This window comes from Fulvivirga sp. AWR4_260 (genome assembly GCF_056158185.1).
In genome coordinates, this window is the sequence record NZ_JBSWSU010000015.1 from 1 (window position 1) to 20,691 (window position 20,691).

A 20,691-nucleotide genomic window follows, 5' to 3' on the forward strand; every position below is an offset into this window, starting at 1 on the left:
TGTTTATAGTAATATTATTACCCCATTCAGTCTACATTAAAGACTTTAATATAGACAAATAATCATTCTTGTATTGATAGTGCCTGCTAAGAATAGAGTAGTTGTAACTTTAAGAAGTTTTTAAGCCATAGTTATGAAAGTATCACGTAGGGCATTTAAACATTAGGCTATATCTGTTTATAATTTAGCCTACCTCAATCAGCGTTAAATCTTCCGGTGAGAATAGTTGGTTGGACGTTTCTATTATAGTTTGTGAAGTGATGTGATAAATACTTGATAAGTATTTAGAGTAGTAACTGTAGTCTAATGAATAAATATGAATGTTTTTAAATTTACTCATTAGGCTAAAAGGACTATTCATTTGATTTGTGAATTGTCCTAGCATGTGATTTTTGATCAGTGCTAGTTCAGAGTCTGTGATTAATCCTTGTTGTAACTTTTGTATTTCACTTTTTACGGAGGCTATTGCATCATCTTTACTGGCTTTAATGACATCTGAGGCTATAGTTAGGTAGGAGCTATATTTAAGCGCTACAATGCTTGAATGAATGCCGTAGGTATATCCTTTTTCTTCTCTTATTGTTTTCATTAATCTAGAACCGAAATACCCGCCTAAGATATGTGAGGTAATTAGACTGTTGAAATATTTATCTGAGCCTTTTATAGGCATTAACTTACCAAGTCTTATAGAGGTTTGTACTGAGTTGGGCTTTTCCAGATAAATGTTTTTAGGTTGAGACTCATCCGAAGGGTGGATTGGAGAAGTAGGCCTTGGAGGCGTTTTGATGTTGTTTGAAAAATATTTAAAAATGGACGATATTGTGGTACTTGTTATTTTGTCGGCCGTGATCAATAATTCGAATTCTGAAAGGTTACTTTTATGGAATTTAATAATATCATTTAGTGTAATGTTTGAAATGGCCTCTTCGTTTATTAGTTTTCCGTAAGGATGGTTATTTCCAAAGAGAGCATTTCTAAACATTTTTGAAGCTACTATAGAATTCTTCTGTTTTTTCGCTTTTAAATTCTGAAGCTGAATTTGTTTTAGGCGGTCAAAATTTTCTTGTGCAAAGAGTGGCTCATAGATTATTTCAGAAAATATAGGGAGCACATTTTTTAAATGTTTAGATAAAACATAAAGAGATATTGAAGGGTAGTCGAATGATGGCGATACATCTATATATGCACCGTAGAATGCTAATAATTCATTGAAGCGGGCTAGAGGATATGATTTGGTACCTTCTTTAAGAATAGCCAGTGTAAGGAATGACTGACTAATTTTTTGCTCGTGATATGAACCGCCAAAAGGGAAGAGAACTTCTAGTTTAACCACAGGTTGGGTGCCTGCGGCTAAACTAAAAGCTGTAATGTTGTTGAAATTATTTTCAGAAACTTTAGGTAAATCTAAAGTATGAATATTCTTTAAATCAGGAGCAATCGATCTATTAATCATTCACTAATCTACTACAGAATTTTGGTTTTTAGTAGCTTGATCGAAGTTAAATAATATACTAAATCTCAATGTTTCTGCTAGTGGATTTTCTTGTTTGGACGGTACTAAGTATGCAAAGTCGATTCCGAATACTTGGTATCTAAATCCAGCACCTAGAGTAAGGTATTTACGGTTTCCTTTATCTTTAGCTTCATAGAAATAACCTAATCTTGCAGCAAAGGTATTATTGTACCAATATTCTACGCCTATAGAAGTAGTTATCTCTTGTAACTCTTCACTAAAGCCATCTTGCGCATCTGTGAATGAACCAAAAATTCCGCTTAATAATGTTTTATCTTGTTCAGTACTATCTGATTGTGGGCTAGGTACTAAAAGTTTGTTGAAATCTAGGGCAAATGTAAGCGTGTTATATGGGTCAAGTCCAGCAGTGTAAGCAGCTCCTAAACGCAGGTTTGTAGGTATGAAATCTTTGCTGTCTTCATCAGAATAAGTGATTTTAGAGCCAATGTTGCTTATTACAGCTGCAAGGGCAAGGTTGGAATTGTTTCCTGCTGAGGGAAGTTCAGCGTTATAGAAAATACCTAAGTCAGCTGCTACACTATTACCAGGCTGAGCATCAGATCCACCTGTTGAAAAGCTTCCAATTAAGTTAGAGTGTATATAGCGACCTGTTAGACCTAAGCTTAAGTTTTGACTTAATAGACGAGAGTAGGTTGCGTCAAAAGCAAATTCTTTAGGACTAAAATCTCCAACAGGAGCTCCTCCTGCATTTCTTAAGAAAATATCTCCAAGGTCGAAGTATTTCATTGACACTGAAATGGCCTGTTCTTTCGAGAATTTGTAATATCCTGACAGGTAAGAAATTGACATATCATTGATGATTTTACCTAGCCAAGGAGTATAGGAAAGGGAAAAACCTATGTCATTTTCAATAAAAACCAATTTGGCAGGATTCCAATAACTAGAATTGGCGTCAGCTTTGGTAGCAGCACCTGTGTCACCCATACCACCTGCTCGGGCATCAGGTGTAATCGTTAGAAAAGGAACCGCGGTGGTAATTACTCTTCTATCTTCCTCAACACCCGTTACTTCGTTGGGATTTTGTGGTGTATTTTGAGCGAAAGCACTTATTGCTAGTAAGCCAAAAAGTATGCTTAAAAGATGTTTCATAAATAAACTGATATAACAAATAAATTAATTTACAAGTATTAGTTTCTGGTATGCAGTATTGCTAGCTCCATCTTTGAGTGAACGAACAAACAGCCTGATGTAGTATATACCAGGGATTAAATTTTTATTATTGGCATCACGAGGTGACCAAGTATACAAAGTAACATGACTAGAACTATTATCAATAGCAAAAGTAAGATTACTTATTACTTGGCCCTGATTATTGATAACATTGAGCTCTGCTTCTAGGTCTTCTCCTGCTCTATTATGATCGAAGCTGATACTAGTTTCATAATAGAAAGGATTGGGGCTATTTTCTAAATTTAATATTTTAAAGCTTCCTTCATCGCTCACAGTGAAGGATATTGTTTTCGTAGAATTATTATTATACGTGTCCCAAGCGCTTACTTTAAGGTTATGCAAACCAGGCTTCAGGTTTTCTAATGGGAAAAGTACCCAGCCTTTTTTGTAATTATCAATAGTGGCCGTATAATGATCATTTAGAATGATAACATCCTCGTTATCAATGTTTGCTGTAATATTGTTATCAACCCCATATTTTGAAATGTTGATGCCATGTTCATCTTCTAATTTTAAAACAAGGAGTGTGTTGCTACTAACTGGAGTGCCTGACCTATAAGTGCTATCACCGAAATAAATGTTTATATCTGGTCCAGTGGTGTCATTGTCAGGATTTGCGCTACTTCCTCCTACAATAATTTTGTTGTAACCTGATGCTGCATCTTGTAATGAATTGCTGCTTGAAGCGTATAAACTTATTTTTCCTTCACCTAAAGTGTAGCTAATATTTTTGGGTACTATAAAGTCAAAGGTGAAAGATCCATTTTTGACAGAAGCTTTACCTCTATAAATGGTATTTTCTCGAGCCAAAAATTGATATGGCGTACTTTCGTCTCCTTTAGTGAGCATAGGTGTTTCTTTATCGAAAATTTCAACATCTAAAACTCCATTGTAAGTTTCATTATTTACCTTGCCGGCTATTGTTATTAGACCTAATGCCTTTAAAGTATCAGTAGGTATATTGTTAATACTTTGAATAGTAATTGCCTGTTGTGGATATGCCAATTTCATGGCTGGGTCTCCCAAAAGGCTAAAGTTCCTGTTTCCTACCTTCGCAGGGTCAATAGCGTTGTTTATGCTATTGTTTTTAGTCTGTCTGATTACATCTCCTAATGTAGGGTAATTATTGTCTATTTGTTTGAAAATTTCGTTGTAGAAGGCTTTGTTTAGCTCAAAGTTGGATGCTGAGTAAACAGCTCTGCATGTGGTTATTAACCCTATAGCTCCTTTATTTTCACTTTTTAGGAGCAGTTCTCCTCCAGATTCATTGGCGGGGTCATCGTGCACTCCGAAATTACATGTGGCTGTTACAAACAAAGGAAGTTTATTGTAGTTTTCTAGCTGGTTAATAACGGATTCTGTCAATACACTTTCTTGCATCCATATGGCTCTGCCTCCATGGCCAGTATAGTTGACAACTAAAGCACCTTTATCAATTTGGTCAATTAATACTTTTTCCATTGCTTCCGATCGAGTTTGCGCCCCGTTGGAAGTTTGTTTATAATAATCTAGAAATAATTTTTTATAGTTGAAAGCGACAAAGGTTGTATCAATGTAGGTTGCTAACTGGTCAGCCTGATCAGCGTGTGTGTTATTATCTCCATCATCTGCTACAAAGACAATTTCTTTGCGCCAATTACCTAACGATGCTCTATCAGTGTTATAGTTAATGATTTTATCTACTACAATTTTTGCTTCTTCGGGAGTAGTTACAGGCAGCCTGCCAATACCCAGTTCTAAAGTGTGGTTACCCCCATTTTCCTCTAGCCATTCGCCCTCTTCATCTTCCATAAAACCATAATAATCGTCTGAAGGAAATGAATACAGAGGGTGTAAAGAGTTATTGGATTCATATATAGGAACCAAGTTTTGAACATCAATATCCAAAACGTTTTTATAATCGTAAGAACCTTTGCCAAAGAGCAGCACATATTTGAGTGTACTGCTTTTATCATATTGTTGTTTAATGAAATCTCTTATGGCAGTGATGTCTTGTTTTCCAGAACTATACTCGTTGTAAATTTGACTTACAGTGTAGACCGCGCTCGTTGTAGACGTACTGTTATGATAATTTGATAATTCTTTTGCTTCATTAATTAAGCTGTTGTGTGTTATTATAATCAATTCGGTGTTGACTGCAGCATGTAAATTTTGATTATTGATAGCGTTGATATCTGTAGGAATATCAATTTTAGATTCGTCAAAGGCGATAAATTCCTTCAAAAAATCAGTAGGCGTGCTAAATTGAAGGGTATTTCCTGAGATGCTGAAAGATTGACTATTTACTTTTAAAGGATCTGTTATGTTCCATATTTTGGTATTGGAGTTACCATTACCAACCTTAAATGTAGTAACAGTATTAGTTTTACTTTTTATCGACCTAAAGATGGTTTGTGTTTCATAGAGGTTTAATGCTCTTTGAAATTCGATTAAAAAATAATTGAGGTATCCATCGCATAGTCCAGAAGTGTTAATGGAGAAGGAGTAATCAATGTTGATATTACCTTCTTGTATATCATTTATAGTAAATGCAAATCGCTGTAAATCTTCTTGCCCTTTTATGCTATACCGGTTAGGGTTATTTTGACTAGGTGTAATATAGTTAGGTATACTTAATAAAGTTTGGCTACCGATTTTAGCTCCATTAACGTTAATATTAAAATTGGAAGTAGCAAACGACTGTGCCATAACAGCAGAGGACATAATGACACTACTACCCGTTAATAAGCCTGGTGCACTAAAAGAAAAGCGTTGGTCTTTATTGTTTGTAGAGTTGAATAATGAACTATACCATTCTCGTCCAGAATTTAACACATTAAACTTTTCATCTTCATAATAGATGAAATCGTCAAATTGGTCTATCACAGGATAGCTGCCACTGACATTTATTTCTTGACCTACTCTAGCTCCTTCTTTTTGTCCAAAAGTGAGATAATAATAATTTTTATCGCTATATATATTGTTGATATAGCTTAATGAATCATTACTATAAAAATATGAATCGGGGCCTTGAGCATAGAATATAATATAATCAGAAGGGTTAAATGCACCATCTGCTTCACCTGTAACGTAGATATTATTTTCAATTAAATCATTGGGGCGACTTTCCGCATTTTTTTGAGGTAACATACCTCCCCCATTTCCATATAATTGGAATGTTTTCGGAGAAATATTGTCTACAGGTAAGCCCGCAGATTTTAATGTGTTATAATCTAACTTATATGCACCATTTTTTTCAATTCCTATTTTTAACCATTGCCCATTTTTTAAAACGCTTGAGATTTCTTGAGCTTGACTTTTAATCGCTACAATTCCACAAAGGCAAAGAAAAATATATTTTAGCTTTTTAGACATGGCAATGCTTTCCTTATCGAATAGGATGAAATTTGTTAGAAACGTTTTTCAGTACTGTTTTTATTTAATGCTAACCTAATAAGAGACAGTAATATATAAGTTATAATAATCAAAGGTAGCGCGTAAAGTTGAAAAGTTACGATTAGCACTACGCTTGATACAACTAAAATAATAGGGAATTCATTCCCTTTCCATTTAGCCGCTTTAATTTTTAGAGAGAATAACTCTACGGGGGCTACTAATAACAAAGAAAATATTATGGTAATGGCCAATAAAACGGGGAAAGTTAATAAGTCCCGATATTGTGAGCTTTCTATATAAGTCATTGAAGAAATGAAAAGTGCATTGGCAGGAGTAGGTAAGCCAATAAACACGGATTGCTGTCTATCATCTATGTTAAATTTAGCTAAGCGCAAGGCGGAAAATACGGCTATGCTATAAGCTATAAACGGAATAAATATATTAATATCATAGGCTAATAGCATTTGGTACATCATTACTGCCGGGAGAACTCCAAATGTTACCATGTCGGCCAAAGAGTCTAATTCTTTACCTATTGGCGAGCTAACTTTAAGTAACCTCGCAACAAAACCGTCTAAGAAATCAAAAACTAACGCGGCCCAAATAAAATAGGTGGCGGCAATAACTTCACCATTAAAAGTTAGTGTAATGCCAATACACCCACAAGCTAAATTACTAGCTGTAAGGGTATTGGGGATGTGTTTTTTTATATTCAATGTGAAAAACTTTAAACGATTTTACAAAAGGGGTTAGTTAACTTTTCTTCTTTGATGGTAGTAGAACCTCCATGACCAGCAAAGACCACAAAATCGTCTCCTAAAGGAAATATTTTGTTGTGTATACTCTTAATTAAAGTTTCATGATCTCCACCTGGCAGATCAGTACGGCCTACGCTGCCTTGAAACAAAACATCGCCCCCAATACAAACCTTGTCATTATGGTTAACGAAGGCAATATGACCAGGCGCATGCCCAGGTACAAAAAGTACATCTAATTTAGTTTCTCCAAATGAAACAGTATCTCCTTCTTTTAAGTATTCATCAGCTTCGGCTTCATGATAGGCGGCAAAACCATATGAAGGGGCATAAGCTTTTACTGACCTTAATGTAACTTCATCATCTTTATGAATATGAAGTTTTACATTATAAGTGTCTTTTATAAACTGGTTGCCCAAAACATGATCAATGTGACAATGCGTATTTAATAGCTTGTTCACTGTCAATTCATTATCTTCAATGAACTTTTTAAGTTCTTCTTTTTCATAATTTTCATAACACCCCGGATCTATCACAACACACTCTTTAGTATCATCGTAGAGAACATAAGTGTTTTCCATAAATGGATTAAATACAAAAGACTTTATCTTCATCATTATATTTTTAATAATCAATTGTCAAATTTGTGTAAGGATGGCAAAATTACTCCATTTCTCCAAAAACAGAGTGAGATGAAATTAGTTACGAATTACGATTATATAATTATAGGACAAGGGTTGGCAGGTAGTGCGCTGGCTTATCATTTAATAGACTTGGGCAAAAGCGTTTTGGTAATAGATCAAAATGAACAAGTCACCAGTTCAAAAGTAGCTGCAGGTTTGTACAACCCAGTTACGGGCAGAAAAATGGTTAAAACTTGGATGGCCGATGATTTATTTCCATGCATGGTTAACTATTATAAGCAGGTAGAACAATCTACAGCTAATAGTTTTTTGCATGAAATACCAATCTATAGACCTTTTATTTCTGTAGAAGAGCAAAATGAATGGATGGGGAAAAGTGGAAGTGCAGAATATGATTTGTTTATTAAAGAGGTGCATCAAAAACCGTTGTATAGTTTTTCCAATGATCCTTATGGAGGAGTAGAGCTTGCACATTCGGGTTACTTAGATATTCCTTCTTATTTACATGCATATAAGTTAAAGCTTCAAAAGCATAACGCTTATTTGGAAGAAGAATATAAAGATGAGTATCTGAGTATTACTGACCATGTAGTAAGTTATAAAGAATATAAAGCATCAAAAGTAATTTTTGCTAATGGGTTAGGAGCATTAAACTCTCGATATTGGTCTTGGCTGCCGTTTCACTCTGTAAAAGGTGAAATTTTAACTTTAGAGATAAATCAATCTTTATCGCATATTTTGAATAGAGGGGTATTTTTACTTCCCTTGGCCAATGGCACTTTTAGAGTGGGTTCAAATTACAATAACCGAGATAAAACGCTTGATGTTACTCCTGAAGCAAGACAAGAAATAGAAGGAAAGTTAAACGACCTTATTACTTGTGGCTATGAAGTTATAGCACAAAAGGCAGGTATAAGGCCAGCAACTAAAGATAGAAGGCCCTTTGTAGGTCTACATCCTGACTATGAAACTGTTGGCCTTTTTAACGGTTTAGGAACTAAAGGAGTATCTTTAGCGCCATACTTCGCAAAGCAATTTGCCGAATACCTTGAAAAAGGCAGTGACTTGGCTGATGAAGTCAATATTAGTCGCTATTTTTCGTTATATTATGATGCATTGAAAGACATTCATGAGAAATAAAAGAATTATACCCTTAATAGCTTTAGTGTTTTTTTGTCTGGTTGGTATTTCTGCTCAGGCGCAAATGTCCTCAGAGACATTTGGAAGAAACCGAATTCAGTATCGTCAGTTTGAGTGGGAGTATTTAAGCTCAGATAATTTTGATATTTACTTCTATGAGGGTGGAGATAAAATAGCAAAAGAGGTCAATGATTACTTAGAAGAAGAGTTTGAAAAAATAACCGACCTTATCGGTTATCCGCCATATTCTAAAACTAAGCTATTTCTTTATAACTCTGTAGCTGATTTGCAGCAGAGTAACGTTGGTGTAAATGATGTTTTTTTTAGCCCAGGGGGGGAAACGAACTTTATTAAGTCCACTATTGAAGTCGCTAATCCAGGAAATATTGAACAGTTAAAAGAAGAGTTGCTGTACAAGGTATCGAGGCTATTGGTTAATGAAATGATGTTTGGAGGGAGCCTTACTGATATGTTTCAAAGTTCAGTGTTACTTAACCTACCAGAGTGGTTTATAGAGGGGGCTGCTTTGTATGTGTCAAAAGGGTGGACTATAGAGATGGATGATTATGTGCGGGAGTTGATGGACAAAAAGAGACCTACTAAACTTAATAGGCTTACTGGTAAAGAAGCCGCACTTGCAGGCCAGTCAGTTTGGAATTTTATAGCTGAAAAATACGGTAGAAGTAACATTAGCAATATTCTTAATTACACGCGCATCATTCGTAATGAAGAGAAAAGTATTACCATTACGCTAGGGATGTCTTATGACAGAGTAATGGTTGCTTGGAAAGAGTTTTATACACAAATAGATAAGCAGGTAGCCGAAAACTATGTGACCATAAAAGAAGATAACCGTATTGTTGATAAACATAATGGTAAAGGGCTGATCTATACTAACATTAAGTTAAGTAAAGACGGCACCAAGCTGGCTTATTCTGTAAATAATCGAGGTCGTTTTCAGGTTAGGATTAAAGATCTAAGTTCGGGAAAAGAAAAAACAGTATTAAAAGGTGGTTATAAGGTTATAGCTCAGGAGATAGATGCCAATTTGCCATTGGTAGAGTGGATAGATGAAAATACATTGGGCATTGTGCAAAGCAAGAAAGGGCAAATAGAATTTGTTCAGTATGATTACCCAACAAACAGTGCTTTAGCCAGACCGCTGAATAAATTTGAAAATGTAAAAAGTATTGATTTTTCGGATAACGGAAGGCTCTTTGTTGCTTCTGCAGTGGTAGATGGCAAAAATGATTTGTACTTAATGAGTACAAAACGGGATAGAACCAAAAGATTGATGAGTGATATTTACGATGATACTCATCCTTCATTTGTGCCAGGAACTGACAATCAAATTGTGTTTAGTTCTAATAGAATTACTGATACACTTAGTGTGAAAGAAAAGAAGCTTAACGGAGTAAGTGATAATTATAATTTATTTTTATTTCATTTAGATACTACTAAAAATGTGGTGCATAGGCTCACCAATACTATCAGTAAAGATACCAACCCCTTAGCCGTATCAGGCTCTAAGATTTATTATTTAAGTGATCAAAAAGGTATAACCAATATATTTTCTTATGATCTGAATACTGGTATTTACACACAGGTTACTAATTATGATAAAAGTGTGGTTAATTATGATATCAGCACTGAAGGTCAGCAGCTTGTTTTTACCATGAAGGAAGATGGTAATGATTATATTTATTATCAAAACAATTTTGACTTTACCCAGCAAATATTTACCCCATCAACCATAAGGCAGCAGCTCTTGCAAGCCAAGGCATTCAAAGAAAAACAACAAAAAAAGAAAGGAAAGCCAAAGACAATAGAACAACTGGTAGAAGAACGTTTAGCCCAAGCAGAATCTAATGAAGAAATTGAAGAGCCTGACACAGAAGTTGTAGACACTGTTATCAGTGAGCTGGATACAGCGCAAATTATAAGTGATACCACTGCCGTGGAAAAACCAATAGAAGAAAAGGAGCAAATACCAACTATTGAAGTCATAGATACAGATAACTATACTTTTGAAGAAGACACTTCAGCAACAGAAGGGGAAGACACTGAACCAACAAAGGCTGAAGATATAGATGTAGAAATCATTGATACCGATGATTATGTCTTTGATAATGATGTAGTAAAGGATGATAAAAAGGATCTTTTTCTGAATTATAGACAGCTAAGGAAAGATAATCAGATAGATGGCCCTTATCCGTATGAGCCCAGGTTTAGTACTAACAATCTACTGACCTCATTCATAATTGATCCATTGAGAGGTTTTGGCGTGAAAATAGAAACACAAATGGCTGATTTGTTAGAGAATCATAAGATTCATGGAGGTATAATGTCTACTACGGATTTAAGAAATGGTGACGTTTTTGCAGAATATCAATATTTGAAAAATAGGATTGATTATAATGTTAGGTACGATCGTAATGTCTACTTCTTTGATGAAATACTTCATCGTTTTACTAAAAACCGATTTCAGGTAGGGGCAGCGTTACCATTTAATACTAAAACACGGTTAGCTGTTAATCCTTTTTACTCTAGGGTGCACTCAGAAGATGTCGATAATTTATCTGGAGCCTATGCTGTGCCAGAGTTAGACCCTCGTACTGATGAATATGTAGGAGCAGATATTGAATTGGTGTTTGATAATTCAGTAATCAACGGGATGAATTTAATTGAAGGGACAAGAGCTAAAGTAAAGCTAGAGCACCATCAAGGGCTTTCTGATCAAAATTTGAGCTTTAGTAATATCAGTGTGGATTTTAGACATTACCAAAAGTTATACAAAGAAATAGTATTGGCAGGACGGGTCTATTATGGAAATAATTTCGGTAATAGCCCTAAGCAATATTTGCTTGGTGGTATGGATAATTGGCTTTTTTATGATGAAAACACTGAAGGGGATGGAAATCCACTTTTGTTTAATAAAGAACGATACAACACAGACTTAGTATTTACGAAATATGCTACTAACCTGCGAGGGTTTGATTATGCTACTTTAGTAGGTGAAAGTACATTGGTATTTAATGGAGAGCTAAGAGTGCCAATAATTAAAGCATTGAGCAATGGTCCTGTTTCCTCTAATTTTTTCAGTAATTTACAGTTTACAGGCTTTTTTGATATTGGCTCAGCTTGGACAGGTACTTCTCCATTTCATGAAGAAAACAATGTAAGTACTAAAACTATTGAGGAAGGTAATTTTACAATATCATTGAAAAACTACAGGAACCCTTGGTTGTATAGCTATGGTGCTGGTTTAAGAACCATTATTTTAGGGTACTATATGAAGTTTGATGTTGCTTGGCCTGTGGAAGATTATGAAGTTGGGTCACCACACTTATATGTAACACTAGGATACGACTTCTAAGTCATTTAAATTTGTGGTTTAATATTTTTTAATATTTAAGTTATAGTATGCTTATATCAATGACGGGTTATGGTTCATCAGTATTGTCTGATGACAACCTGAGTATTAACATTGAGGTGAAAACCTTAAATTCAAAATATCTTGATTTAAACTTTAGATTGCCAAAGTCTTTTTCTGAAAAAGAGATTGAATTAAGAAATTTACTTTCTGATAAACTTCAGAGAGGAAAGGTGGTGCTAACCATCGATTATACTAATGAAAAGGACACTTCTTTAAAGCAGCGCTATAATGAAGAACTTTTTACTAAATATTACGCTAATCTTAAGCACTTAGCAGATAAGGTAGTAGCTCCTTATGATGAGCTGTTTAAGTTGGCACTTAATGCTCCGGATGTGATTATCAATGATCAGAAAGAGGAGATTAGTGAAGAAGAGTGGGGACGGTTGAAAAACTTAATTACGGATGCGATTGACAATTGTAATGAGTTTAGAAAAAGAGAGGGAGCAGAATTGCAGGTTAAATTCGAGTCCTATATACAGAGCATTGATCAAAACTTGTCTTCTATAATAGCATTAGATCCTGAACGTATAGAGCGTATTAAGGCAAGAATAAAAGGTAATTTGTCAAAGTTTGTGGAAGAGGAACAATTGGACAAGAATCGTATAGAGCAGGAGTTAGTTTATTATATCGAAAAGCTGGACATTACTGAAGAAAAAGTAAGATTGAAGAGCCATTTAGATCACTTTGCAGAAGTATTGCAAGCGCCAGAGTCTCTGGGTAAAAAGTTAGGATTTATTTCACAAGAAATCGGTAGAGAAATAAATACTATTGGCTCTAAAGCTAATGATGCTTCTATTCAAAAGCATGTAGTAGCCATGAAAGAAGAACTTGAGAAGATAAAGGAACAAATTCTCAATGTGTTATAAATATAAAGGGCCATATAGGCCCTTTTTTATAAATATTCAACGGTATCTTCTAGCCCAATACTGCGAGAGGCTTTTACCAAAATAATAGCGTTTTCAAATGAATTATCCTTTAGGTGATCAACTAGCTGCTGCTTGCTATTAAAATAGAGTGCATTGCTAGCATGTTTCTGAGCACTTTTTATATCCTCTCCACACAATAATATTTTTGTAAATGAATACGATGAAATGCTTGCGCCAAGTTTTTCATGCTCGTTTATACTTTCAGGTCCTAACTCTTTCATGTCTCCAAGAATAACCACCTTATGAGCACCTTCCATTTGCGATAAGTTTTCTAGAGCACTGGCCATAGAACTGGGGTTCGCATTGTAAGCATCTAAAATAATGGTGTTACTTCCTTTTTTTATTATTTGAGAGCGATTGTTTTGAGGTTCATAAGCTGCTACAGCATTATTCGCTAATTCATTATCTACTTCAAAAAATTTACCTATGCAGAGAGCAACGGCAATATTTTCGAAATTGTATTTACCAATAAGGTGAGTAGATACTGTTTGATCATTCTCTGCCTTTATTTTCACAAAAGGAGATGCTTCTAAAAATTCACAATGATAATAGTCACCTTCTGAGGGGTAAAATAATGGGGCTTCAAAACGCTTGGCCATATTGCTGAGTATTTCATTGTTGCTGTTAATCCAAACGGTGCCATTCGTTTTAATTAGATAATGATACAGTTCACTTTTAGCACGTATTACACCTTCAAAACCACCAAAGCCTTCTAAGTGAGCTTTACCTATATTGGTAATTAGGCCATGGCTAGGTTTGGCTATACTGCTCAGTAAAGCAATTTCACCTACGTGATTGGCCCCCATTTCAATAATGGCTATTTCATGTTCTGGCTTTATGGATAATAGTGTTAACGGTACTCCTATGTGGTTATTTAGGTTGCCATTTGTGGCTAACACATTATACTTGGCTGCAAGTACAGTACGTATTAGTTCCTTGGTTGTGGTTTTTCCATTACTTCCTGTTAAGCCAATAACAGGTATTGTCAATTGATCTCTATGATAAGATGCTAGGCTTTGCAGGGCTTGCAAAGTATCATCGACCACAATGTATCGATCATCTTTTTTATATTTCTCTTCATCAATGATAACAATAGCAGCACCTTTTTCAATGGCTTGATCTGCAAATTGGTTAGCATTAAAATTTTCTCCCTTTAATGCGAAAAATACATCTCCAGCTTCAATTTTTCTTGTATCGGTAGATACTCTTCTACTGTTTAAATAATGTTTATATATATTTTCAATCATTGTTTCTTCTCTTGAATTGCTAAGATATATGAAAAAATGTCTTTTACGAACCCTTCAGTCTTGTCTTGTTATATTGTGAAATACTATTTAAAACTTTCAAATTTGAACCTACGTTAGTTATCTTAACTGTAAAACCTTCAAATGAGATACTTTACCGCATTATTTATTGTTTTAATGGCTTTTGCTAATGCTAGAGGGCAAGTAGGCTATAGCATTGAATCTTCAATAGAAGTTGATGGGCTTAAATATCCGTGGGGTGGAGGCTTAAATAGCGGACAGTATAGTAATATCGATCTGAATTTAGATGGTATTGATGATGTAGTAATATTTGATAAATCAGGGAGTAGGCTCCTTACATTTCTGTATGAGAATGGGGAGCTGAGCTATAAACCCGAATATGCGGCTTATTTTCCATCAGGGTTAAAAAATTGGGTGCTTTTTAGGGATTTTAATTGTGATGGTAAGGCAGATATGTTTACTAGCGATCCATTAGGGATGAGGGTTTATGTTAATGAATCTACAAAAGAGGCTGTAAAATGGAGGCTTTTCGATGATAGAACTCCGAGCTCTTCGCCTTTGCTAACAAAAGGGTTCACTTCTAATATCAATCTTCAGTTAAATGCTTCAGACCTGCCAGCTATAGAAGATGTAGACGGAGATGGTGATTTGGATATTTTAGTATTTAAACCAACAGCAAACTCTACAGTGGAGCTTCATATTAATTTAAGCATGGAGCGCTCTGGTAATTGTGATTCATTACAAATGGAACGAGTTACACAGCGTTGGGGAGATTTCCAAGAATGTAATTGTTATTCGTTTGCTTTTGCTGATGATGAATGTGGTGCCATTGGAGGGCGAGAAATGCATCAGGGAGGAAAAGCTTTGTTTTTATATGATGGCAATGCTGATGGTAAATTGGATGTGGTAGTTTCTGAAGAAACATGTTCTTCTTTGCGGTATTTACAGAATACAGGCACTTCAGTTCAAGCTAATTTTTCATCTTTTAACACTAGCTTTCCTAATGCTACCAATCCTGTTGATATAGATATTTTTCCTACAGTTTATAAAGTAGACATGGATAACGATGGTGTTCAAGATATAATAATATCACCAAGCTTTGTTAATAACGATAATGGTAGTATAGATTTTAAGCATTCAAACTATTACTATAAAAACACCGGTACTGATGCAGCTCCAAACTACAGTTTTAGTTCAAATGACTTTTTGCAGAGAGAAATGATAGAGGTAGGGGAGAATGCTGCTCCTGCTTTTTTTGATGTAGATAGTGACGGAGATTTAGACATGATTGTGGGCTCATACCTCGAGGAGCATTCTTCTGCATATGTCGCGCAGCTTAAGTTATATGAAAATGTGGGTAGTTCTACCACTCCTGAGTTTCATTTGGCAGATTTAGACTATCTTAATTTTTCTTCTAGACGATTATTTAATATTAAGCCTCTTTTTTATGATATCAATAATGATGGGCAAAAAGATTTAATCATAAGCGCTACTACTGCATCTGACTTTACAACAAATATATATTACCTATTAAATGATAAAGGCTTCGATAATTCAGGCACTCTGAAATTTCTTTTTAATGTAAGCGCTGCGGGAACTTACGGAGAAAATTACACTTTAGCTGATATCAATAATGATGGCCTTACCGATGTTTTAATAGGTAGGTTAAATGGTAGAGTGGAGTATTATCATAATGTAGGAACAGCCGATTTTCCAAAGTTTAGTTTAGTAGATGAGAGTTTTTATGGTCTAGATTATAGTACTTCTCGTTTAAACCCAGCTATCTCGTTTGCAGATTTAGATGGAGATGATCATCTGGATATGGTAGTAGGAGATAACTCTGGTAGAATAACGGTTTATACTGATGTACTCAATAACTTAGAAGAACCTCTTGCAGGGCAGAGTGAGTTGGTGGAAATTAATGGTATTGAAACGCTCACCACATACCAGCTAGGGAGTAGGTTAAAGCCTGTGGTTGTGAATTTATTTAATGACCAAAACCCTGGAATTATGGTGGGAAATGGAGAAGGAGGGCTGCAGTATCTAAGGTCTACAGGCAATGAATTTAATCCTGAATTATACTCATTAGATGTTTATCCAGTGCCTGTAAGTAGATCTGTGCATAGGCAAATTACCCTGAGGTCTGACATTGCAGGGCAGTTACAAGTAGTGTCAAGTTTAGGGCAGGTAGTTTACACCCAAAACGTGGAGGGTAATAAATATTATTCAATAAATGTTACGCAGCTGTCACAAGGCTATTATTCTGCAGTGGTCATTGGAGGAGGAGAGCAGCGAGTAATTCAAAAATTTATAGTTATAGAGTGAGGTTATTTTTGCACATAAAAATTACGGATAATAAATTCAGTTTTTCTAATACTTTATTTAAGAGCGCTGATAGTGATGTTGAAGTATTAGATATTGATAATTTTTCTGATTCAGTAACTGTGGCACTGACCGCTGATGTTATTCAGAAATCTGCTAAGTGTTTAATTTTCATAGATATTATGTCAGCAGAAGAACTGAATAATGTTATTAAGCTTTTTAGGGCTATGATGAATTATAAAGGTGAGCTGAAAATAGCAGTGTCGGGTACACACACTATTTTGGATAGTCTACTCATACCTTTTGAAGACCGAGTAGAACAAAGATCAGATAAAGAGTTAACAGATGACTTTAATTGGCTACTCATTTAAAAATGGAGCTTGAAATGAATCTGCATCTCTATGAGCTGGAAATTTTTTTCTATAAGACATTAAGTTGTCAGCACTAAGAAGGGTCGTTTGTATGTCTTCTGTGTTTTCTTGAAAATAGAGGGGCTCACCTTTGGGTGAATTTACAGCGCTATGCCCATTGTAGATAATTTCGTTACCATCCGTGCCTACTATATTTACACCTACAGAATAGCATAAATTTTCAATTGCCCTGGCTTTTAATAAAGTATCCCAAGCATTAATACGAGCGGCAGGCCAATTGGCTATATAAATTAATAGATCAAAATCTAGTTGGTTATCAAGGCTTGTGTTTCTACTCCAAACAGGAAAACGAAGGTCATAACATACCAGTGGGCATACTTTCCACCCTTTGATGTTTACAATTTTTCTGGTCTCACCTGCAGCAAAATGTTGGTGTTCATTAGCCATTCTAAAAAGGTGTCTTTTATCGTAAGTAACATAGCTGCCATCGGGCTGCATCCAAACTAAACGGTTGTAATATGACTTACCTTCATTAACAATATAGCTTCCGCAGATTACAGCTTTTTTTAACTCGGCCATTTGTTTCATCCACTTAAATGTGTGGAAGTTCATGGGTTCACCCAGCGCTTCCGCCTCCATGCTAAAGCCTGTATTGAACATTTCAGGCAATATTATCAGGTCGGTATCATTTTCTATTTCCCAAATTTTTTCCTCAAGCATGGCCATATTGGCCGATTTGTTTTGCCAGTGAAGAGAAGTTTGTATGGTGGTTATGGTTAAATCTTGCATAGAAGTTCGGCTGCTTGGTTTAAAGTAGATTCATTTTTGGCGAAACAAAATCTTAGTACTTTTCGGTCAGTCTTATTTTGATAAAACACAGAAATAGGAATAGAAGCTACTCCAATTTCTTTTGTTAAAAACTCGGCCATTTCCACATCTGATAAAGAAGCTATTTTTTCATAGCTAAAAAGCTGAAAATAGGTTCCGTGAGAAGGTAAAGGAGTGAATTTTGAATCGCTCATTGCACTTAAAAAATGATCACGTTTGGCTTTAAAGAAATTAGAAAGCGCACTAGTTACATCATTTTGAGATAAGTATTTGGCCAGAGCTAATTGTATAGGAGTATTAACACTAAAGGTTAAATATTGATGAATTTTTCTGATCTCTTTGGTTAGAATTGGAGGCGCAATGGTATAGCCCATTTTCCAGCCAGTAGCATGTAGCGTTTTGCCAAAAGATGAGATAGAAATACTTCGTTTGCTTAGCGCTGGGAAACGATGAATGTGGTGATGCTTGAGGTCATCAAAAATAATATGTTCATACACCTCATCACTAATAATATATAAGTTGTTGGCAATCGCTATTCTTTCCAACTCTTGCATGTCTTCCTTTGAAAGGATGCTGCCAGTAGGGTTGTGAGGAGAGTTAATAATGATCACTTTTGTTTTATTGGTGATCTTTTCTTTTACCAGCTGCCAATCTATGTTGTAAGAAGGGAACGCTAAAGGAATATGTACCGGAATACCCTTTTGAAGTAAAATGGCCGGCTCGTAACTGTCGTAAGCCGGATCAAAAACTATTACTTCGTCACCAGGTTGCACTAGTGCTGCAATACTACAAAACAAACCTTCAGTGGCTCCTGTAGTCACAGTAATCTCCTCTTCTGGGTCAATGTTTATTTGGTACTGACGTTTTATGAGGCTGGCTATTTCTGATCTTAAAAGTGGATGCCCAGGCATGGGGGCATATTGGTTGTGGCCCGCAAGCATTTCTTCGTTAACTAAAGAAATTAACTCAGGAGCTACTTCAAAATCAGGGAAACCTTGAGAAAGATTAATGGCTTCATAATCTGAAGCCATTTTAGACATAATGGAAAAAATAGTAGTCCCTGTGTCTGGTAGTTTAGAATTCAGGGAGTTCATTTTATTTAGGTAGAACTACTCTATAGTCTACTTTCATTTTTCCTTTTGTAATATTTTGTAGTTTGCCTTTAAGCATTCTTTTTTTCAAAGGAGACAGGTAATCAGTAAAGAGTTTGCCTTCAATGTGGTCATATTCATGTTGAATAATACGAGCTTTCATTCCGTCAAATTCATCTTCATGCTCCACCCAATTCTCATCAAAATACTTGATTCTGATTTTTTCAGGTCTGTTCACATCTTCCCTTATGTTAGGAATACTTAAACAACCTTCTTCAAATGCCCACGGTTCACCTGTTTCTTCCAGCATTTGCGGGTTAATAAATACTTTACGGAAATTTTCCATCCCTTCCTCTTCAATGGGGGTTCCATCTACCACAAACATTCTTAAGCTTTTTCCAATTTGTGGAGCGGCAATACCTATACCGCTTGCAGCTTCCATAGTTTCGAACATATCGGCACTAAGCTGCTTTACATCAATTTCTCCCTTTATTAAATCCTGACCTCTCTTTTTTAATACAGGGTCGCCATATACTGTAATAGGGTATATCATAATATAATTTTGCTTCTGCTATAATACAGCTGCAAAATTAGTGATAATTTTATTAAGATGGGTGACTATCTAAATACGATTGAAGTATCAGTGAGGCGCTAACCTTATCTAGGTTTCCTTTTTTTTGTCGGTCTTTCTTTTTCATGCCTCCTGCTACCATTATCTGGCTGGCCATTTTACTGGTGTAGCGTTCATCCTCTTCGTATACAGGTATGTTGGCGAAAGCTTTTTTTAACTCCTTTATAAAGTTTCTTACATAAGAGGTAGAGTCGGTGTCTTCATCTTGCAAGTTTTGAGGTAAGCCAATTACAAAAAGCTCCACTTCTTCAGTAGCAGTATACTCTTTTAGAAATTTTATAGCCTTTGGCGTATCAACTGTAGTTAATGGTGAGGCTATAATTTTTAATGGGTCAGTAGCTGCTAAGCCTACTCTTTTTCTTCCGTAGTCTATTCCTATTATTCTTGGCACTAGTTTAAAGCTATTTTTTGCGCCAAAGATGCCTTAATTTCCTTTTCTAGCATTAACGCTTTCGGAAATAAAATTTCATTTTCTACTCGGGCATGCGTGATAAGGCTACTTTCTAAGGCTTTTAGTTCTGAATAAATAACCTTAACATGCAAAGGAGTACTTTCATCAGTGTGGTAGCCTTGTGTTATTTTACGGATTCCCTGCATTTCATCATCATGCTGTTCGTGTTCCATAGCATGAGTTTGTATGGAGTGATTTTCCATTAAATAATAAACCTTGGAGATGTTGCCTTTCCCTTTTAAAAAGTTTTGCAAATATTCTATGTAAAAGAACAGTGTGTCTTCTTCCTCATATATATGATGAATGAAATCTTCAACAAAAAGAGGGAATACAAACTTAAGGTCTTTCTCTATAGCGTTATAACTAGAATGATGTGCTGAAAAATTATTGATTACCCTGGCAATGTACGGCAATTTTTGTTTGATAAAAATATAATGCGCGTGCTTAAGGTATTCTATAATTAAATCAATTGGGTAGGAGTCTAAAATCGGTGGCTGTTCCTTGCTGTCACTTACTGATTCAAGCTTTTCTATTACCACGTTAATGTTTAGCCCCCTCTCAGTACATACCTGCGCGAGGGTTTCTTCTGAATAGTCATAAAACTCTATGCCAAAGTAATATAGTACAGAGGCATAAATATAATTATCATCTACGATATCAGATATTTTTTTATGATTCAAAATTCAAATATTGGCTTGATTTCAGACTTACGAATATTGTAAATATACTAAATCTATGGTATTTTAAACGAA

Annotated in this window: 16 protein-coding genes; 5 read left to right on the forward strand and 11 right to left on the reverse strand. The window is 35.3% G+C overall.

Annotated features, from left to right (window positions below; translation table 11 throughout):
- Positions 1-184: 184 nt before the first annotated feature.
- The 5 genes from ACXACQ_RS06490 to ACXACQ_RS06510 are packed head-to-tail and all read right to left on the reverse strand — an operon-like array spanning position 185 to position 7,451.
- Positions 185-1,453 carry a M16 family metallopeptidase gene (locus ACXACQ_RS06490; protein WP_474975121.1) on the reverse strand — a complete coding sequence of 423 codons (1,269 nt, stop codon included), beginning with the start codon at positions 1,451-1,453 and terminating at the stop codon, positions 185-187.
- Between the two features lie 3 nt (positions 1,454-1,456).
- A complete protein-coding gene (gene porV, locus ACXACQ_RS06495; protein ID WP_474975122.1) occupies positions 1,457-2,623 on the reverse strand; it encodes a type IX secretion system outer membrane channel protein PorV in 1,167 nt (388 codons plus the stop codon).
- Positions 2,624-2,647: 24 nt separating this feature from the next.
- Positions 2,648-6,058 carry a type IX secretion system sortase PorU gene (gene porU, locus ACXACQ_RS06500; protein ID WP_474975123.1) on the reverse strand — a complete coding sequence of 1,137 codons (3,411 nt, stop codon included), beginning with the start codon at positions 6,056-6,058 and terminating at the stop codon, positions 2,648-2,650.
- Between the two features lie 35 nt (positions 6,059-6,093).
- Positions 6,094-6,795: a CDP-diacylglycerol--serine O-phosphatidyltransferase gene (gene pssA, locus ACXACQ_RS06505; protein ID WP_474975124.1), complete on the reverse strand. Its 702-nt coding sequence runs from the start codon at positions 6,793-6,795 to the stop codon at positions 6,094-6,096.
- Between the two features lie 11 nt (positions 6,796-6,806).
- The gene (locus ACXACQ_RS06510) at positions 6,807-7,451 is read right to left on the reverse strand and encodes an MBL fold metallo-hydrolase (protein WP_474975125.1); all 645 of its coding nucleotides are present in this window, start codon (positions 7,449-7,451) and stop codon (positions 6,807-6,809) included.
- A 75-nt stretch (positions 7,452-7,526) separates the two neighbouring features.
- Here ACXACQ_RS06510 and ACXACQ_RS06515 point away from each other — a divergent pair, with 75 nt between their 5' ends.
- From ACXACQ_RS06515 to ACXACQ_RS06525, 3 genes are read left to right on the forward strand one after another with little or no spacing between them, the layout of a single operon-like run.
- Positions 7,527-8,618 (forward strand): NAD(P)/FAD-dependent oxidoreductase, encoded by a 1,092-nt coding sequence (locus ACXACQ_RS06515; protein ID WP_474975126.1) that lies wholly within the window; start codon positions 7,527-7,529, stop codon positions 8,616-8,618.
- Positions 8,608-11,994: a translocation protein TolB gene (locus ACXACQ_RS06520; protein WP_474975127.1), complete on the forward strand. Its 3,387-nt coding sequence runs from the start codon at positions 8,608-8,610 to the stop codon at positions 11,992-11,994. The genes ACXACQ_RS06515 and ACXACQ_RS06520 overlap by 11 nt, the downstream gene beginning before the upstream one ends.
- A gap of 47 nt (positions 11,995-12,041) precedes the next feature.
- Positions 12,042-12,920 (forward strand): YicC/YloC family endoribonuclease, encoded by an 879-nt coding sequence (locus ACXACQ_RS06525; RefSeq protein ID WP_474975128.1) that lies wholly within the window; start codon positions 12,042-12,044, stop codon positions 12,918-12,920.
- A gap of 26 nt (positions 12,921-12,946) precedes the next feature.
- Here ACXACQ_RS06525 and ACXACQ_RS06530 read toward each other — a convergent pair whose 3' ends face one another.
- On the reverse strand, positions 12,947-14,227 hold the full coding sequence (locus tag ACXACQ_RS06530) for a UDP-N-acetylmuramoyl-tripeptide--D-alanyl-D-alanine ligase (RefSeq protein ID WP_474975129.1): 1,281 nt from the start codon (positions 14,225-14,227) through the stop codon (positions 12,947-12,949).
- A 141-nt stretch (positions 14,228-14,368) separates the two neighbouring features.
- On the opposite strand from ACXACQ_RS06530, the gene ACXACQ_RS06535 reads away from it, so the two are divergent.
- Complete coding sequence (locus tag ACXACQ_RS06535; protein WP_474975130.1) at positions 14,369-16,570, forward strand: FG-GAP-like repeat-containing protein; 2,202 nt, start codon at positions 14,369-14,371, stop codon at positions 16,568-16,570.
- Entirely contained in the window at positions 16,567-16,938 is a 372-nt protein-coding gene (locus ACXACQ_RS06540; protein ID WP_474975131.1) for a hypothetical protein, read from the forward strand. The genes ACXACQ_RS06535 and ACXACQ_RS06540 overlap by 4 nt, the downstream gene beginning before the upstream one ends.
- Here ACXACQ_RS06540 and ACXACQ_RS06545 read toward each other — a convergent pair.
- Genes ACXACQ_RS06545 through ACXACQ_RS06565 form a run of 5 tightly spaced genes read right to left on the reverse strand, consistent with a single transcriptional unit; the run spans position 16,927 to position 20,619 of the window.
- Positions 16,927-17,727 (reverse strand): amidohydrolase, encoded by an 801-nt coding sequence (locus tag ACXACQ_RS06545; RefSeq protein ID WP_474975132.1) that lies wholly within the window; start codon positions 17,725-17,727, stop codon positions 16,927-16,929. The genes ACXACQ_RS06540 and ACXACQ_RS06545 overlap by 12 nt on opposite strands.
- A complete protein-coding gene (locus ACXACQ_RS06550; RefSeq protein ID WP_474975133.1) occupies positions 17,715-18,860 on the reverse strand; it encodes a methionine aminotransferase in 1,146 nt (381 codons plus the stop codon). The genes ACXACQ_RS06545 and ACXACQ_RS06550 overlap by 13 nt, the downstream gene beginning before the upstream one ends.
- Position 18,861: 1 nt before the next feature.
- Positions 18,862-19,410, reverse strand: a complete 549-nt coding sequence (gene def / locus ACXACQ_RS06555) for a peptide deformylase (protein WP_474975134.1) — start codon at positions 19,408-19,410, stop codon at positions 18,862-18,864.
- A 52-nt stretch (positions 19,411-19,462) separates the two neighbouring features.
- A complete protein-coding gene (gene ruvX / locus ACXACQ_RS06560; RefSeq protein ID WP_474975135.1) occupies positions 19,463-19,879 on the reverse strand; it encodes a Holliday junction resolvase RuvX in 417 nt (138 codons plus the stop codon).
- Positions 19,879-20,619 (reverse strand): hemerythrin domain-containing protein, encoded by a 741-nt coding sequence (locus ACXACQ_RS06565; RefSeq protein ID WP_474975136.1) that lies wholly within the window; start codon positions 20,617-20,619, stop codon positions 19,879-19,881. Before ACXACQ_RS06565 ends, ruvX begins: the two co-directional genes overlap by 1 nt.
- Positions 20,620-20,691 lie beyond the last annotated feature (72 nt).

What these genes read in the sequence shown, in the direction of transcription:
- ACXACQ_RS06490 (WP_474975121.1), bottom strand. Translation starts at nt 1,453, where the DNA reads ATGATTAATAGATCGATTGCTCCTGATTTAAAGAATATTCATACTTTA.
- porV (WP_474975122.1), bottom strand. Translation starts at nt 2,623, where the DNA reads ATGAAACATCTTTTAAGCATACTTTTTGGCTTACTAGCAATAAGTGCT.
- porU (WP_474975123.1), bottom strand. Translation starts at nt 6,058, where the DNA reads ATGTCTAAAAAGCTAAAATATATTTTTCTTTGCCTTTGTGGAATTGTA.
- ACXACQ_RS06510 (WP_474975125.1), bottom strand. Translation starts at nt 7,451, where the DNA reads ATGATGAAGATAAAGTCTTTTGTATTTAATCCATTTATGGAAAACACT.
- ACXACQ_RS06515 (WP_474975126.1), top strand. Translation starts at nt 7,527, where the DNA reads ATGAAATTAGTTACGAATTACGATTATATAATTATAGGACAAGGGTTG.
- ACXACQ_RS06520 (WP_474975127.1), top strand. Translation starts at nt 8,608, where the DNA reads ATGAGAAATAAAAGAATTATACCCTTAATAGCTTTAGTGTTTTTTTGT.
- ACXACQ_RS06525 (WP_474975128.1), top strand. Translation starts at nt 12,042, where the DNA reads ATGCTTATATCAATGACGGGTTATGGTTCATCAGTATTGTCTGATGAC.
- ACXACQ_RS06530 (WP_474975129.1), bottom strand. Translation starts at nt 14,227, where the DNA reads ATGATTGAAAATATATATAAACATTATTTAAACAGTAGAAGAGTATCT.
- ACXACQ_RS06535 (WP_474975130.1), top strand. Translation starts at nt 14,369, where the DNA reads ATGAGATACTTTACCGCATTATTTATTGTTTTAATGGCTTTTGCTAAT.
- ACXACQ_RS06545 (WP_474975132.1), bottom strand. Translation starts at nt 17,727, where the DNA reads ATGCAAGATTTAACCATAACCACCATACAAACTTCTCTTCACTGGCAA.
- ACXACQ_RS06550 (WP_474975133.1), bottom strand. Translation starts at nt 18,860, where the DNA reads ATGAACTCCCTGAATTCTAAACTACCAGACACAGGGACTACTATTTTT.
- def (WP_474975134.1), bottom strand. Translation starts at nt 19,410, where the DNA reads ATGATATACCCTATTACAGTATATGGCGACCCTGTATTAAAAAAGAGA.